Origin of the sequence: Pseudoalteromonas sp. BDTF-M6, from assembly GCF_018334135.1 — a bacterium.
Classification (GTDB): domain Bacteria; phylum Pseudomonadota; class Gammaproteobacteria; order Enterobacterales; family Alteromonadaceae; genus Pseudoalteromonas.
The window spans coordinates 394,278-410,143 of sequence record NZ_JAGXTQ010000002.1; the positions used below are offsets into that span (position 1 = coordinate 394,278).

Annotated in this window: 17 protein-coding genes; all 17 read left to right on the top strand. The window is 50.1% G+C overall.

The features are described from left to right. Positions 1-6: 6 nt before the first annotated feature. The 17 genes from tsaE (at position 7) to rplI (ending at position 15,758) form a co-directional block, all read left to right on the top strand. Positions 7-477: a tRNA (adenosine(37)-N6)-threonylcarbamoyltransferase complex ATPase subunit type 1 TsaE gene (gene tsaE / locus KD147_RS06170; protein ID WP_105253683.1), complete on the top strand. Its 471-nt coding sequence runs from the start codon at positions 7-9 to the stop codon at positions 475-477. Beyond that, positions 470-1,810 (top strand): N-acetylmuramoyl-L-alanine amidase, encoded by a 1,341-nt coding sequence (locus KD147_RS06175; RefSeq protein ID WP_212547237.1) that lies wholly within the window; start codon positions 470-472, stop codon positions 1,808-1,810. Before tsaE ends, KD147_RS06175 begins: the two co-directional genes overlap by 8 nt. Positions 1,811-1,818: 8 nt before the next feature. Next, positions 1,819-3,648 (top strand): DNA mismatch repair endonuclease MutL, encoded by a 1,830-nt coding sequence (mutL, locus tag KD147_RS06180; RefSeq protein ID WP_212547238.1) that lies wholly within the window; start codon positions 1,819-1,821, stop codon positions 3,646-3,648. Between the two features lie 6 nt (positions 3,649-3,654). After that, complete coding sequence (gene miaA, locus KD147_RS06185) at positions 3,655-4,572, top strand: tRNA (adenosine(37)-N6)-dimethylallyltransferase MiaA (RefSeq protein ID WP_212547239.1); 918 nt, start codon at positions 3,655-3,657, stop codon at positions 4,570-4,572. 79 nt (positions 4,573-4,651) lie between these two features. After that, positions 4,652-4,912 carry an RNA chaperone Hfq gene (hfq, locus tag KD147_RS06190; protein WP_105253687.1) on the top strand — a complete coding sequence of 87 codons (261 nt, stop codon included), beginning with the start codon at positions 4,652-4,654 and terminating at the stop codon, positions 4,910-4,912. A gap of 18 nt (positions 4,913-4,930) precedes the next feature. Further along, positions 4,931-6,214 (top strand): ribosome rescue GTPase HflX, encoded by a 1,284-nt coding sequence (gene hflX / locus KD147_RS06195; protein WP_105187955.1) that lies wholly within the window; start codon positions 4,931-4,933, stop codon positions 6,212-6,214. A gap of 146 nt (positions 6,215-6,360) precedes the next feature. After that, positions 6,361-7,533 (top strand): FtsH protease activity modulator HflK, encoded by a 1,173-nt coding sequence (hflK, locus tag KD147_RS06200; RefSeq protein ID WP_105187954.1) that lies wholly within the window; start codon positions 6,361-6,363, stop codon positions 7,531-7,533. Next, the gene (gene hflC / locus KD147_RS06205) at positions 7,534-8,412 is read left to right on the top strand and encodes a protease modulator HflC (RefSeq protein WP_105187953.1); all 879 of its coding nucleotides are present in this window, start codon (positions 7,534-7,536) and stop codon (positions 8,410-8,412) included. It abuts the gene before it with no gap. 63 nt (positions 8,413-8,475) lie between these two features. Further along, entirely contained in the window at positions 8,476-8,670 is a 195-nt protein-coding gene (locus tag KD147_RS06210) for a DUF2065 domain-containing protein (protein WP_105187952.1), read from the top strand. Positions 8,671-8,784: 114 nt separating this feature from the next. Next, positions 8,785-10,101, top strand: a complete 1,317-nt coding sequence (locus KD147_RS06215; protein ID WP_105187951.1) for an adenylosuccinate synthase — start codon at positions 8,785-8,787, stop codon at positions 10,099-10,101. A gap of 154 nt (positions 10,102-10,255) precedes the next feature. Next, positions 10,256-10,843 carry a tetratricopeptide repeat protein gene (locus KD147_RS06220; protein ID WP_249319043.1) on the top strand — a complete coding sequence of 196 codons (588 nt, stop codon included), beginning with the start codon at positions 10,256-10,258 and terminating at the stop codon, positions 10,841-10,843. 132 nt (positions 10,844-10,975) lie between these two features. Continuing rightward, positions 10,976-13,417, top strand: coding sequence for a ribonuclease R (gene rnr / locus KD147_RS06225; RefSeq protein WP_212547241.1), 2,442 nt, complete (start codon positions 10,976-10,978; stop codon positions 13,415-13,417). 12 nt (positions 13,418-13,429) lie between these two features. Beyond that, positions 13,430-14,164, top strand: a complete 735-nt coding sequence (gene rlmB, locus KD147_RS06230; RefSeq protein WP_212547242.1) for a 23S rRNA (guanosine(2251)-2'-O)-methyltransferase RlmB — start codon at positions 13,430-13,432, stop codon at positions 14,162-14,164. A 177-nt stretch (positions 14,165-14,341) separates the two neighbouring features. Then, positions 14,342-14,683 (top strand): 30S ribosomal protein S6, encoded by a 342-nt coding sequence (rpsF, locus tag KD147_RS06235; protein WP_105187948.1) that lies wholly within the window; start codon positions 14,342-14,344, stop codon positions 14,681-14,683. 18 nt (positions 14,684-14,701) lie between these two features. After that, on the top strand, positions 14,702-15,031 hold the full coding sequence (priB, locus tag KD147_RS06240; RefSeq protein ID WP_105253693.1) for a primosomal replication protein N: 330 nt from the start codon (positions 14,702-14,704) through the stop codon (positions 15,029-15,031). An 11-nt stretch (positions 15,032-15,042) separates the two neighbouring features. After that, complete coding sequence (rpsR, locus tag KD147_RS06245; RefSeq protein WP_010386263.1) at positions 15,043-15,270, top strand: 30S ribosomal protein S18; 228 nt, start codon at positions 15,043-15,045, stop codon at positions 15,268-15,270. A 35-nt stretch (positions 15,271-15,305) separates the two neighbouring features. Next, on the top strand, positions 15,306-15,758 hold the full coding sequence (gene rplI / locus KD147_RS06250; protein WP_105187946.1) for a 50S ribosomal protein L9: 453 nt from the start codon (positions 15,306-15,308) through the stop codon (positions 15,756-15,758). Positions 15,759-15,866: the final 108 nt, after the last annotated feature.

A 15,866-nucleotide genomic window follows, 5' to 3' on the forward strand; every position in this document is an offset into this window, starting at 1 on the left:
CAATAGATGAGTCATGTATATCACCAGTATTTAGCCGATGAAGCGGCCACCGTGGCCTTTGGCAACAGCCTCGCCAAATTAGTGGCAGGTGGTGTGGTGATTTATCTCTATGGCGATCTGGGGGCCGGTAAAACCACCCTAAGTCGGGGCTTAGTGCAAGGGCTGGGCCATAAAGGCAAGGTTAAGAGTCCCACCTATACCTTGGTGGAACCTTATGAGCTCCCCGAGGTCAATATATATCATTTTGATTTATATCGATTAGCTGATCCCGAAGAGCTGGAATTTATGGGTATCAGGGATTATTTTGATGACAGTGCCGTATGTATTCTAGAGTGGCCCAGTAAGGGGGCCGGGGTGATCCCCCGCGCCGATTTAAAAATCACCTTAGAATATAACGGTGAAGCGCGTGAGATCAGCGTCCTTGCCGATACCGAGCGAGGCGCTGACATAGTAACGAAGTTAAAAGGCAATGCTTAAAACAATTACAACCGCGAGCAAGATTACCTTAAGTTGCATACTACTGTTGTGGGCTGCGGCCGTTTCGGCTCAAAATAAAATTGAAGGCGTGCGGGTTTGGCCGTCGCCGGATAGTACCCGCATCGTATTCGATATGGCCGAGAAGCCGGATTACAGCTTTTTTATGCTGAGTAATCCGCGCCGGCTGGTGGTGGATATCAATAACACCGCCCGACATAATGATTTTCCAAAGATAGAAAAAAAACACCAGCTTGTTGATGTGATCCGTGCCAGCAAGCCCAAAAAAGCCGGTTCTACCCGGGTGGTGTTTGAGCTGCTTAAACCAACAAAACCCGTGCTCTTTGCGCTGGCGCCGACCGGCCCCTATAAAGACCGTTTAGTGATCGATTTATACGATAAAAGCGACGGCCAAAGCATCGAGAAAACCCCAAAAAACCGTCTCCTTGAAACGAATCGTGACATAGTGATCGCCATTGATGCCGGTCATGGTGGAGAAGACCCTGGCTCCATAGGCCCCAGTGGCACCTATGAAAAAGACATCACCTTGAAAATCGCTAAGCGCTTGGAACGCCTGATCAATGCCGAGCGTGGTATGAAGGCCCATTTAGTGCGCAGTGGCGATTACTTTATCAAGGTGAACTTGCGCAGCGCCAAGGCGCGTGAGCGTAAGGCCGACTTTCTTGTGTCTATTCATGCCGATGCCTTTACCAGCCCGCAGCCTAGAGGGGCCTCGGTGTGGGTGTTGTCACTACGCCGCGCCAACTCTGAAATTGGTAAATGGATTGAGGACAGGGAAAAACACTCGGAATTACTCGGTGGTGCAGCGGATGTCATTCGCGATACCGCCAGCGAGAAATACCTTGCGCAGACGCTGCTTGATATGTCCATGGACCACTCCATGAAGACCGGCTTTAAGGTTGCCGAGGAGGCGGTTAAAGAGCTCAGCAAGGTAGCCAAAATGCATAAACGCTACCCGCAGGCGGCAAGCCTGGGGGTATTGAAGTCTCCGGATATTCCGTCAATCCTGGTGGAAACTGGCTTTATCTCCAACCCCCACGAAGAGCGACTGTTACTTTCTGCGGGGCATCAGGAGAAACTGGCGCAAGCGGTGTTTAAGTCGATCCGCAGGTATTATCAACAGAACCCACCGGATGATTCCCTGTTCGCTACCATTAAGGCGCAGAGTCCAACCCGTCATAAGATTTCTCGCGGTGAGTCGTTAAGTGTGGTCGCCAGTCGCTATGGCGTTTCGGTCAATGCCCTGAAACAGGCTAACAAACTTAAATCAGATCGGGTCTATATCGGCCAGGTACTGACCATCCCCAGCACCTAAGAGAGCTTATGAGCATAGAGATATTACCGGCGCGTTTGGCTAACCAAATCGCCGCCGGTGAGGTTGTTGAGCGTCCCGCCTCGGTGGTTAAAGAGTTGGTAGAAAACAGCCTGGATGCCGGGGCAACTCGTATTCGGGTCGATATTGAGCGTGGCGGCCATAAGCTCATTCGAATTAGCGATAACGGTGCTGGCATAGCCAAGGACGAATTGACCCTGGCGTTGTCGCGCCATGCCACCAGTAAGCTAAAAAGTCTCGATGATCTGGAAAATATTTGTTCGCTGGGCTTTCGCGGCGAAGCCTTGGCGTCCATCAGTTCGGTGTCTCGGCTTACGCTGAAGTCCAAGCCAGCGGCGCAAGCCGAGGCCTGGCAGGCCTTTGCCGAGGGCCGGGATATGGCGGTGCAGGTGCAGCCAACGGCGCACCCGGATGGCACCAGCATAGAAGTAAAGGATCTATTTTTTAATACGCCAGCACGACGCAAGTTTCTACGCACCGAAAAGACCGAGTTTAGCCATATCGATGAGTTGCTTAAGCGCATCGCCCTCAGCCGCCTCGATATTGCCCTGACCTTAACGCACAATGGCAAGGTGGTGCGTCAGTATCGCCCGGTCAGCGAAGAGCAGGCGGTTAAGCGCATTGCGCAGGTGGCCGGTAAGGGCTTTGCCGAGCAGGGCATGCACCTGCAAAGTGGCGAACAGGGGTTGTATTTGCACGGCTGGATCATGCCGCAGGAAACTCAAACCGAGCCGCAATACACCTATGTGAATGGCCGCATGATGCGCGATAAGTTGATCTTACATGCAATTCGTCAGGCCTTTGAAGAGCATGTGGGCGCCACCCATGTACCAGCGTTTGTCCTGTATTTGGATATAGATCCTCGTCAAGTGGATGTTAATGTGCACCCGGCCAAACACGAGGTGCGTTTTCATCAGGCGCGCTTGGTACACGACTTTATTTTGCAGGCGGTGCAGCAGTTAATCGCCACCGAGCAAAGCCTGTTTGGCGAACGAGAAACGCCAGCTCAGACACAAGCCTCCCATACACCCATGGAATATGGCGATTATCCAAAGTCCCATTTGCAGCCCCAACTGATGCAGCCGAGCCTGGACGGTCAGTCTAGGGGGGCGGCATCGTCTAACGGCTCTGCCGGCAGCGCCGCAGCGAATAGCAGCTATACCCGTTCCGCGCCCAAAGCGGCGCAAATTGAACAGGCTAATCGCTTCTACCAAGGCATTAGTGAGGTGCAGGCGCACAACTTTACCCAAGCCGCCCAGCAGGCCGCGCCGTCAGAGGGTATGTCGCTAACAGGCCAAGCTGTTGAGCTTCTGCCTTTAAATCAAGGGCGCTGCGCCCTTAGCCTGGAAGGCGAGCTGTACCTCGGGCATTGGCGCAGTGTGTTACAACCGGCCTGGCAACAACAACTGCAAGCAGATGCCCAGTTACCCGGACGGGCGTTGTTATTGCCGGTGCGGGTGGCCATCAATAACGATGAATTTGCCCAGTTAGAGCAAAGTCACTCCTGGTTGGCGGTGCTGGGGTTTGATCTGGAGCTGGCAAAGCAGCATGTAATGGTTAAACGTTTACCCAGTTGCTTGTACAGCTTGGATGCCAAAGAGGTGGTCGAGCGCCTGTTAGCAGCGCCGCTAAGTGAAGAAGATGGTGAGCAGCCCTGGTTAGAATGGCTGGCGACCCAGGTACCGGCGATTTATTTTGATGGCCAGGATTTTCTTTCTTGGCAGTTGGAGTTGCAAAAATGCCCAGAGATAATGCAGCACTTGAGGCAAAAAGCCGTTAAAATAGACGTATCCGAGCACCTCAATCAAATAAGCGTTTAAAGTCCTGTGAGTACACTGCCAGTTATATTTTTAATGGGGCCGACGGCCTCGGGAAAAACCGATCTTGCCATCGAGCTTTGCCAGCACTTTGATACCGAAGTGATCAGCGTCGACTCGGCCTTGGTATACAAGGGTATGGACATAGGTACGGCCAAGCCCACAGCCGCAGAGCTGGCAAAGGCACCTCATCGGCTGATCGATATCATCGACCCGGCTGACAGTTACTCCATGGCGGATTTTCGCAGCGATGCCCTGGCCCATATCAAGGAGTTACACGCTCAAGGCAAGGTGCCTCTATTGGTGGGTGGGACCATGATGTATTTCAAAGGCTTGCTTGAAGGCTTATCGCCCTTACCCGAGGCGGATGAAGCGGTGCGGGCCGAGTTGGACAAAGAGGCCAAAGAGCAAGGCTGGCCGGCTTTGCACCAGCAGTTGCTGGAAATAGACCCGCAGGCCGCCGCCAAGATCAATGCCAACGATTCGCAGCGCATTAACCGCGCCTTAGAGGTTTATCGTATCAGTGGCAAGACGATGACGGAGCTGCAGCAAACTAAGGCACAAGCTCTTGATTTTCCAGTTTATCAGTTCGCCATTGCGCCAAGTGATCGCAAGGTACTGCACCAGCGCATTGAGAAAAGATTCAAAATAATGCTGGAGCAGGGGTTTGAAAATGAAGTTTTGTCCTTATATAAAAGGGATGATTTGCACCCCGATTTGCCCTCGATACGTTGTGTCGGCTATAGACAAATGTGGGATTACATCGCCGGTGAAATTGACTATGATGAGATGGTCTTTCGCGGCATTGCGGCAACCCGCCAGTTAGCAAAACGTCAGCTAACCTGGTTGCGCGGTTGGCCGGACCTCACCTGGCTTGAAAGTGGGGATAGAGAAAACTTGCAACGTATAGTAAGTTCGCTAAGCTAATATTATTGGGACGATTTTTCTTTTAAGTATGTTCCAGATATAGTTACATAATAACACCTAAAAACTAAGGAAAATAACAATGGCAAAAGGCCAATCGTTACAAGACCCATTTTTGAATGCGTTACGTCGTGAGCGTGTTCCTGTTTCTATCTTTTTAGTTAACGGCATCAAACTGCAAGGTAAAATTCAGTCATTTGACCAATTTGTGATCTTGCTTGAAAACACAGTAAACCAAATGGTGTATAAGCACGCGATTTCGACCGTCGTGCCGGCCCGTTCAGTGAATTTCCACGGTGCGCAAGGAACAGACGCGCCTGAGTCAGAAGAAGGGAACTTTTAATCAGTAGGAGCAGTGTGCTTGTTTGACCGTTATGAAGCCGGCGAACAGGCAGTCTTAGTACACATAGAGTTTCCCCATGAAGGTGATAGAGAAGACCTTCAAGAGTTGGAAATGCTGGTGTCTTCTGCAGGTGTTAGTAGTCTGATGGTTGTGCAAGGCAGCCGTCAGGCGCCACACCCCAAGCTATTCGTCGGCACGGGGAAAGCAGAAGAAATCGCTGAGATTGTCCAATCCCACAACGCAGATGTCATTATATTCAATCACGAATTAAGCCCATCACAAGAGCGCAATCTAGAGAGAGTGTGCAAATGCCGCGTGCTCGATAGAACCGCGTTGATTTTAGATATTTTCGCCCAGCGGGCGAGAACCCATGAAGGTAAACTCCAGGTTGAGCTGGCGCAGTTGCGTCATATTTCTACCCGTTTGATCCGAGGCTGGACGCACTTGGAGCGACAAAAGGGTGGTATAGGTCTACGTGGCCCGGGTGAAACCCAGCTTGAGACCGACCGCCGATTGCTGCGTGCGCGTATTAAAAACATCCTTAAACGTCTAGATAAAGTAGCGAAACAGCGTGAACAAGGGCGTCGGGCGCGAAATCGCAATGAAATTCCAAGTGTTTCTCTGGTTGGTTATACCAACGCCGGTAAATCGACCCTGTTCAACCGCCTTACCGAGTCGGATGTGTATGCCGCGGATCAGCTGTTCGCGACTCTGGACCCCACTTTGCGTAAGCTGGAAGTGCCGGATATCGGTAGCGTGATCCTTGCCGATACCGTGGGCTTTATTCGTCATCTTCCCCATGACCTGGTGGCGGCCTTTAAGGCGACCCTGACCGAGACTCGTGAAGCGGATCTGCAACTGCATGTGATCGATGCCGCCGACTCGCGGCGTAAGGAAAACATTGAGCAGGTGCAGGAAGTGCTTGAGGAGATCGGCGCTAGCGAAATTCCTCAGCTGTTGGTGTACAACAAAATTGACCAACTCGAAGATGTTGAGCCGCGTATCGACAGAGACGATGAAGGCAAACCGCGACGGGTTTGGCTATCGGCGCAGCAAGGTCAGGGGGTTGACCTGCTGAAACAGGCGATCAGTGAATTGCTGGCCAAGCAAATGCTCAATACCCTGCTGTGCGTACCGCCGAGCCAGGGACGTTTGCGTGGGGCTCTGTACAACCTCAATAGCATCAATAAAGAAGACTATGATGAGCATGGCAATTGGTTGTTGCAGGTGAATGTACCCATGAGCGATTGGAATAAGCTGAAAAAGGAAATCGGCGAACAAATCGATAGCTACCTTACTTAGCATTGGAAAATACGCTAAAGTAGCACCAGTAAAGATTTTCTTGTGTCATATGCGTGGTCGAACTCGGCTACAGCATGTGACAACGCAGGTAATGCTGAGCTAGCATTACCCCGAGTAACGAATATTGACAACTATGGAGTAGAGCTATGGCCTGGAACGAGCCGGGTAACAATGGCAACGGCAAAGACCCTTGGGACAATAAAGGTGGTCGCGACCAAGGCCCACCGGATTTAGACGAGGTACTGAAAAAGTATTCCGATAAGTTTGGCGGTCTGTTTGGCGGCAACAAGGGCGGTAACCGAGGTGGTGGCGTCGGTGGCGCCGGCATCTTTATTGTGGTGATCATTGCACTGATTATTTGGGCCTTGAGCGGCTTTTACACGGTAAAAGAAGCGGAACGTGGCGTGGTCTTACAATTTGGTAAGTTCGCCCGTATCGCCGAGCCGGGCCTGCGTTGGAAAGCAACCTTTATCGAAAACGTGATCCCCGTTGATATTGAAGCGGTACGTTCGCTGTCGGCGTCTGGCTTTATGCTGACCGAAGACGAGAACGTGGTAAGCGTTGAATTCGAAGTGCAGTATCGCGTCGTTGACCCGTATCTTTACAAGTACAGTGTTACCGATGCCGATCACAGCCTACAGCAAGCGTTGGATAGTGCGCTGCGTTATGTAGTCGGCCATGCGGAGATGGATCAGGTCTTGACCACAGGGCGTGAGCTGGTGCGTCAAAGCACCTGGGAAGAGCTGAACGGTATTATCGAGCCTTACAACCTAGGTTTAGTGGTTACCGATGTGAACTTTAAGGATTCACGTCCGCCAGCGGAAGTAAAAGATGCTTTCGATGACGCCATTGCCGCGCAGGAAGACGAAGAGCGTTTTATTCGTGAAGCGGAAGCTTATGCCCGTGAGATTGAACCTCGTGCCCGTGGTCGCGTTACGCGTATGACCCAGGAAGCAGAAGCCTATCGTGAGCGTGTAACCCTGGAAGCTCAGGGTGAGGTAGCGCGTTTTGAAAAGCTGTTACCTGAGTATCAAAGCGCTAAGCAGGTAACACGCCAGCGTTTGTATATTGATGCCATGGAGCAGGTGCTAGGCAACAGCTCTAAAGTCTTGGTTGACGTTGAAGGCGGCAACAACATGATGTATCTGCCTTTGGATAAAATCATGGAGCAGCATTCGTCAGGTAAAAAAGTAACTTTACCAAATTCCAATACCATCCAGGATTTACGTAACAAGCTAGGCACTAATTCATCGCAAAACAGCCAGGTAAATTCTGCCAACGACCGTTTTGCTAAAGACCGCTTTAATGGAGGACGATAAGTGAGAAATTTTAGTTTAATCCTCATTATTGCCGCAGTGCTCTTGTCTTTCTCTTCGGTATTTGTGGTACCGGAAGGACAAAGAGCCATTGTTTTGCTGTTTAGCAAGGTGCAAAAAGACGACAGTGACAATGCCGTGGTTTACGAGCCTGGCCTACACTTTAAGGTGCCTTTTGTTGCCCAGGTGCGTAAGTTGGATGCCCGTATTCAGACTTTGGATGGTACGCCGGATCGCTTCGTAACCAGTGAGAAAAAAGACTTGATCGTTGATTCTTATGTGAAGTGGCGTGTTCAGGACTTCAGTGATTATTACCTGCGTACGCGCGGTGATAAGAACTATGCCGAAACCCTGCTTAAGCAGAAGGTGAATAACGGTCTTCGTACCAACTTTGGTGCCCGCACCATTCGCGAAATTGTCTCTGGTGAGCGTAGCGAGTTAATGGCCGATGCCCTGGTGCAAGCCTCTGAAAGCGCGAAAGAGTTGGGTATTGAAGTGCTTGATGTACGCGTTAAGCAAATCAACCTGCCGGACGAAGTGAGCAGTTCAATTTACCAGCGTATGCGCGCCGAGCGTACCGCGGTAGCTAAAGAACACCGCTCACAGGGTCAGGAAAAAGCCGAAGAGCTGCGCGCCGAAGTCGATCGTCGTGTAACGGTCATGCTGGCGGATGCCGAGCGTAATGCCCGTTCTGTGCGCGGTCAGGGTGATGCCCAGGCGGCAAAAATTTACGCCGAAGCCTACAATAAAGATCCTGAGTTTTTCGGATTCGTGCGTAGCCTTGATGCGTATAAAAACACCTTTAAAGATAAGCAAGACGTGATGGTTATCGAGCCGAACAGCGAATTCTTCAAATATATGAAGAATGCATCGGCGCAATAATCGCTCTTGTTAGAAAAGCCCTGAGACCTTGTCTTGGGGCTTTTTTTTGCCTCGGGAGGACATATGAATTGGCAATTATTTTTAAGCGCGGTGGCATTGATGCTGATATTTGAAGGCTTGGGTCCGGCGTTATTTCCAAGAAAATGGCGAGCTTATCTATTACAGATTGTTCAAAGTGATGAGCGTACCCTAAAGGTGACCGGCATCATTTTAATCCTTGTTGGTGCGCTGTTATTTCACTTTGTCCAATCGGACTAGCCCCCTGAGCTAAAAGTAAAAATACTATTAGCGGAAAAAATAGCCAAAACGGGGTGATCTATGGCCCTCTTTTCTGATAAAATCTGCGCCTAATTTTTTCTAAGTGAATTTGCAATGGGTAAAAACGTCGTTGTATTAGGCACCCAGTGGGGTGACGAAGGGAAAGGGAAGGTTGTTGACCTTCTTACAGATAAAGCATCTTTAGTAGTACGCTACCAGGGTGGTCACAATGCTGGTCACACGCTAGTGATTAATGGTGAGAAAACCGTACTGCACTTGATCCCATCGGGTGTACTGCGTGACAACGTTAAATGTATCATCGGTAACGGTGTAGTACTTGCTCCTGACGCTTTAATGCGAGAGATCGGCATGCTTGAAGAGCGTGGCGTACCAGTGCGTGAGCGTCTTCTTATTTCTGAAGCTTGTCCGCTAATTTTGCCTTATCACGTAGCACTTGATGTTGCGCGTGAAAAAGCACGTGGCGATAAAGCCATTGGTACTACCGGTCGTGGTATCGGTCCTGCCTATGAGGACAAGGTAGCACGTCGTGGTTTACGTGTAGGTGATTTGTTCAACCCAGAGCAATTTGCTAACAAGCTGCGCGAGATTCTTGAGTACCACAACTTCACTTTAGAAAATTATTACAAGGTTGAGCCTGTCGACTTCCAAAAGACCTACGACGATGCCATGGCTGTGGCTGAAATCCTTAAGTCTATGGTTGTTGATGTTACGGAAATGCTAGACCAAGCACGTAACAACGGCGAGCACATCTTGTTTGAAGGTGCACAGGGTACCCTGCTTGATATCGACCACGGTACTTACCCGTATGTTACTTCTTCAAACACCACTGCCGGTGGTGTGGCGACCGGTGCCGGTTTTGGCCCACTAAACCTAGACTACGTATTGGGTATCGTGAAAGCGTACACCACACGTGTAGGTTCAGGTCCATTCCCTACCGAGCTATACGATGGCCTTGATAAGCAAGACCCTGTTGGTAAGCACCTTGGTGAGAAAGGTCACGAGTTTGGCGCGACAACGGGTCGTCTACGTCGTACTGGTTGGTTCGATGCCGTGGCTATGCGCCGTGCGGTACAAATCAACAGCATCTCAGGTTTCTGTATGACCAAGCTTGACGTACTTGATGGCCTAGAAACCATTAAGATCTGTACTGGCTACCAGCTTGAAGATGGCACGGTTACTAATGTGACTCCACTCGCCGCCGAAGGCTACGAGAAGGTAACGCCGGTCTACGAAGAAATGCCAGGCTGGAGCGACAACACCTTTGGTGTGACTCGCGTTGAAGATCTGCCAAAAGCGGCGATCGATTACATCAAGCGTATCGAAGAAATCACAGGTGTACCTGTAGATATCATCTCAACTGGTCCTGACCGTGTTGAGACCATGATCGTACGCAACCCATTCGGTGAGTAATCACCAAATGTGTTAAGAAAAAGCTGCTTCGGCAGCTTTTTTTGTGTCTAAGGCTAAAATTATGGCACCGCTTTTGCTGTAAAATGGCGACTATGCGAGAAATTGTCAAAGGAGCGTTATGCGTTTTTTACTTATCAGTTGTGTTCTAATAGCCATGACCTTAGGTGTGGCCCGTGCCGCAGAGCCTTTGGAAGCGGTACAGCTTTATACCCAGGATGAACTGGTAAAGCTCATTCGTAAAAATGCACATTTAAAACGTATCAAAGACGATGATTGCCAACTGGTGCAAGATATTGCCGCCCGGGCCAGCAAGATGCAGCTACCGACCTATCAATTCCTCTATGGTGACATGCTCGCCTATAACGTCTGTGTTGAGCGGGATGTGGAGTTAGGGGTGTACTATATGCGTCAGGCCGCCGAGCAGGGTCTGGCCGAGGCGCTGGAGCAACTGGGGCGCTATTATGATATCGGCCGCCTGGTGCAGGCGGACAAGGCCACGGCCATTATCTATTTACGTGAAGCCGCCGCTCAGGGTAATTTGCGGGCACAAATGCGTTTGGTGAAACTTTATAATCAAGGCTATGGTAGCCCACACGATTATGAGGATGCCTATCGCTGGCTCTTCCATGCTTCCGTGGCGGATAGGGGGCAGCATAAAAAAATCACGCAGCAATTGGCTCTGCTTGCTAAAAAAATGCCGGACTCTGTGGTTGCCAGAGCGCGTTTACCCGTGGATAACTAGTGTCGTTGCTGCGGGTAAGAGCATCAATTTGCTGTAAAAGTCTAATCGACCCAAAACTTTAACAGTAATTCCCTGTTGCCTTTTTCTTATATGGGTTAAAATAACAGCATAAATCATAGTATAAGTTAATGAATGACCAAACAGGATCCATACCTCGATAGAGAACAGCAAAAATACGACAATCCCGTCCCCAGCCGAGAGTTTATTCTCGACCACATAAAAAAACGCTCTAAACCCGCCACCTTTAGTCAACTTTGTAGTGAACTTGATGTTTTCGAAAGTGATCGTCAAATCGCTTTTAAACGTCGCTTACGCGCAATGGAACGTGAAGGCCAGGTGCATTTTAATAAGCATAAGTGTTACGTCATCCCCGATGATAGCGGCCTAGTTAAAGGCAAGGTGATCGGTCACCGTGACGGCTTCGGTTTCTTACAGGTAGAGGGTGAGCCCAAAGACTGGTTTATTCCGCGCCATCAAATGAATCTAGTGCTCCATGGTGACGTGGTGCTGGCTAAGGCCAGCTCGCGCGGTCAGGGGGGCAAAGTAGAAGCGCGTATCGTCCGAGTGCTGGAAAATGAACGGGCGCCGATTATAGGTCGTTATTTTGTTGAGCACGGTATGGCCGTGGTGGTGCCCGAAGATCCCCGCCTGACGCAAGACATTATCGTTTTGCCGGGGGCGGAAAAGGGCGCCCGTCATAATCAAATGGTGCAAATCGAGATCACCCAAAACCCCACGCGTCATATGAATGCGGTGGGCAAGGTCACCGAAGTGCTGGGCGATCATCTGGCGCCGGGTATGGAAATCGAAGTGGCGCTGCGCAATTATGAAATTCCTCATCAATGGCCCGAGGCCGTTGAGCAGCAGGTTGCGCCTCTGGGTGAGTTTGTTGACGAAAAAGATAAGCAAGGGCGCATCGACTTACGTCATCTGCCGCTGGTTACCATAGACGGTGAAGATGCTCGCGACTTCGATGATGCCGTGTATTGTGAGCGCAATAAATCCGGGGGCTGGCGCCTCTGGGTGGCCATTGCCGATGTGTCTCACTATGTGCGAAAAGGCTCACCACTGGATTTGGAAGCAATCAATCGTGGTAACTCGGTGTATTTCCCCGAGCAGGTGATCCCCATGTTGCCGAAAGTGCTTTCCAACGGCTTGTGTTCCTTAAACCCTAAAGTTGATCGCCTCTGTATGGTGGCGGAAATGACGGTTTCCGATGCGGGTAAGCTTTCCGGCTATCGTTTTTACGAAGCGGTGATGAACTCCCACGCACGTCTAACCTATACCAAGGTACACGGTATTTTAGAGGGCGATGAACGCCTGTGCGAAGAATACGCGCCTTTGGTAGGTTATTTAAAAGACCTACAGCAAATGTATATGGCATTAAAGGCGGCTCGTCAGCAGCGTGGTGCCATCGAGTTTGATACCCTGGAAACCCGTTTTGTTTTTAATGCCCATCGCAAAATAGACTCCATTGTGCCCGTGGTGCGCAACGATGCGCATATGCTGATCGAAGAGTGTATGATCCTCGCGAACGTCGCCGCGGCGCGGTTGTTAGAAAAGCATGAAGCCAGCGCCCTTTATCGGGTGCACGATGAACCGGATAGTGAGAAACTGGGTCATTTCCGGGAGTTTTTAGGCGAGCTGGGTGTCGAGCATCCTTTCGGCGAATCGCCGGAGCCTGGAGAGATCACCGCGGTTATCAATAAGCTGGCCGAGCGTCCGGAAATCGAGCTGGTGCAAACCATGCTGTTGCGGGCTATGAAGCAGGCGGTATATCAAGCCGATAATATTGGTCACTTTGGTTTAGCCTTGCCTGCCTATGCACACTTTACTTCACCGATACGTCGTTATCCTGACTTGGTTGTGCACCGTGCCATTAAGGCAATTTTAAAGTCTCAGGGTCAGCAAACCAGCGGTGAGCATATTTACACCGCCGATGAAGCGGACAAGCTTGGTGAGCAATGCTCCATGACCGAGCGTCGTGCCGATGATGCCACCCGCGAAGTGACGGATTGGCTAAAATGTGAATACATGCAAGATCATGTGGGCATGCAGTTCGGGGGGGTCATTTCCTCGGTCACCAATTTTGGTGTGTTTGTACGCCTGGATCACCTGCAGATTGACGGCCTGGTGCACATTGCCAGTTTAGGCGACGAGTTCTTCCATTATGACGGTGCCAAACACTGCTTGGTGGGCGAGCATACCAACAAGGTTTATCGTATGGGCGATAAGGTGCGCGTACAAGTGGCATCGGTATCCCTTGAAGAGCGTCGTATTAATCTGGTGTTAGCCAGCGAAGGCGAAGACAGATACAGTCGCCGCCGCGCTAAACCTTCGGTGCGTGAGCAGCTAAAATCTGGAGAGATCCCAGAGAAAGGCAAAAAGCCCAAGTCAGGGGCAAGGTCGGGCGCTAAGCCCGGAGCCAAGTCAGGCGCTAAACCAGCGGGCAAGGGTAAGCCTAAAAAAGCCGGCGACAAAGACAAAAAGGGGGCCGTGGCGAAGAAAGCCAAGGCCAAGAAGGCAAAGAAAAAGCAGCGTGCAGGTAAAAATGTCCGCAACAAAGCAAAATAGTAGAGAGTGTTTGTGAGTAACGAACTAATTTTTGGCTTTCACAGCGTTGAAGCCATCTTAAGCAAAGAGCCTGAGCGCTTTTTAGAAATTTACGCACTCAAGGGCCGTGAAGACAAGCGTCTTAATGACGTGATCAATCAGGCCCGCAAGTTTGGCATTTCAATCCAGTTTATGCAGCGCAAGGCCCTAGACGATAAGGCCAAAGGCGAGCAACATCAGGGAATTATCGCCCGCGTGCGCGCCGGTAAGCAGTACAGCGAAAAAGACCTGGACGATATTATCAAACGCGAGCAAATGCCGTTTTTGTTGGTGCTTGATGGCATTACCGACCCGCATAACCTAGGAGCTTGTTTGCGCAGCGCCGATGCCGCAGGTGTGCATGCTGTGGTGGTACCTAAAGACAAATCAGCCAAGCTTAATGCCACGGTTCGTAAGGTGGCCTGTGGTGCGGCAGAAACCGTACCTCTGGTGCAGGTAACCAACCTGGCGCGCACCCTGCGTGAGATTAAAGACGCTGGTGTGTGGGTGGTGGGCACCGCAGGTGAAACAGATACGACCTTATTTGAGGCCAACCTGACCGGTCCGATCGCCATTGTGATGGGCGCCGAAGGCGATGGTATGCGCCGTTTAACCCGTGAGCACTGTGATGTGTTGGTAAAAATTCCCATGGTGGGCACGGTTTCAAGCCTCAATGTATCGGTGGCAACCGGCATCAGTTTGTTTGAAGTGTTGAGACAGCGCGCTTAACCTATCGAATGAGCATCAAGCCCGCATTATGGCGGGCTTTTTATTGCCTGTTAGATATTGCTTAATTTGCCAACAATGCGTAGAATACGCGCTCATTTCGACCGTTTAACATTAATTCCTTGCCTTAAACCGAGTGGTCGAAACGGTGGAAGGCTATATTAACCGTAAGGAATACCCATGCGTCATTACGAAATCGTATTCATGGTTCATCCAGATCAAAGTGAACAAGTAGCTGGTATGATCGAGCGTTATACTGGTTCTATCACTGAAGCTGGCGGTAAAATTCACCGTCTAGAAGACTGGGGCCGTCGTCAACTGGCTTACCCAATCGAAAAGCTTCATAAAGCACACTATGTTCTAATGAATGTTGAAGCACCAACTGAAGTAATCAACGAGCTTGAAACTTCTTTCCGCTACAACGATGCAGTGCTTCGTAACCTAGTTATGCGCACTAAAGATGCAGTAACTGAAGCTTCTCCTCTTGCTAAAGAAGAGAAAAAAGAAGCTGCTGAAGCTTAATCGTTCTGCGTGGTTGTAATGGCTGATACGCCTAGTGAGCAAGCGCTCAACTTAGTCGAACTTGGTGGCATTATTTGTAAGGCCCCAAAATTCAGTCAAAGCCCGGCCGGTGTGCCACACTGTATTTTCGTGCTTGAGCATCGTTCAATACAGTTAGAAGCGCAACTTAACCGACAAAGTTATGTTCGCATTCAAGTGGTCGCAAGCGGTAAAGAGCATCAACCTGCAACACAATATTTGCAAGTTGAGCAACAAGTACGAGTGAGGGGATTTTTAAATCGCCACCAAGGTCGAAATGGCCTTAGTCAACTGGTACTGCACGCTCAGCAAATTGAAAGAATTAATTGAGGAAAATACTCATGGCACGTTACTTCAGACGTCGTAAGTTCTGCCGCTTCAAAGCGGAAGGCGTACAACAAATCGATTATAAAGATCTAGCTACTCTTAAAAACTACGTTACAGAAAGTGGCAAAATCGTACCTAGCCGTATCACAGGTACTAGCGCTAAGTATCAGCGTCAGCTAGCAACCGCTATCAAGCGTGCTCGCTACCTAGCCCTTCTTCCATACACTGACTTACACAAGTAAGCAGCGGATTAACAGTTTTTAAAAGGTGTAGAGACATGCAAGTTATTCTACTAGACAAGATCGCAAACCTAGGTGGCCTAGGTGACCAGGTTTCAGTTAAATCTGGTTTCGCACGTAACTTCCTTTTCCCGAAAGGTAAGGCAGTTCCTGCAACTAAAGTTAACATCGAAACTTTCGAAGCACGTCGTGCTGAGCTTGAAGCGAAAATCGCTGAAGAGCTAGCTGCTTCACAAGCACGCGCTGAGAAGCTTGAAGCACTTGCAGAAGTGACTCTTGTTTCTAAAGCAGGTGACGAAGGTAAACTATTTGGTTCAATCGGTACTCGTGACATCGCTGACGCGATCTCTGCAACTGGTATCGAAGTAGCTAAATCAGAAGTTCGCCTACCTACCGGTACTATCCGTGAAACAGGTGAATTCGACGTAGCAATCCAGGTTCACTCAGAAGTTACTGCAACTATCAAAGTGATCGTTATTGCTGAAGCTTAATCGTCGATTAGCTTTATGTGAAAAACCGCGCCAAGGCGCGGTTTTTTTATGCCTGTTTTTAGCGCAGGCTTTGCCGCCAAGGACGGCGGTACTAGGGTAACGCAGGAG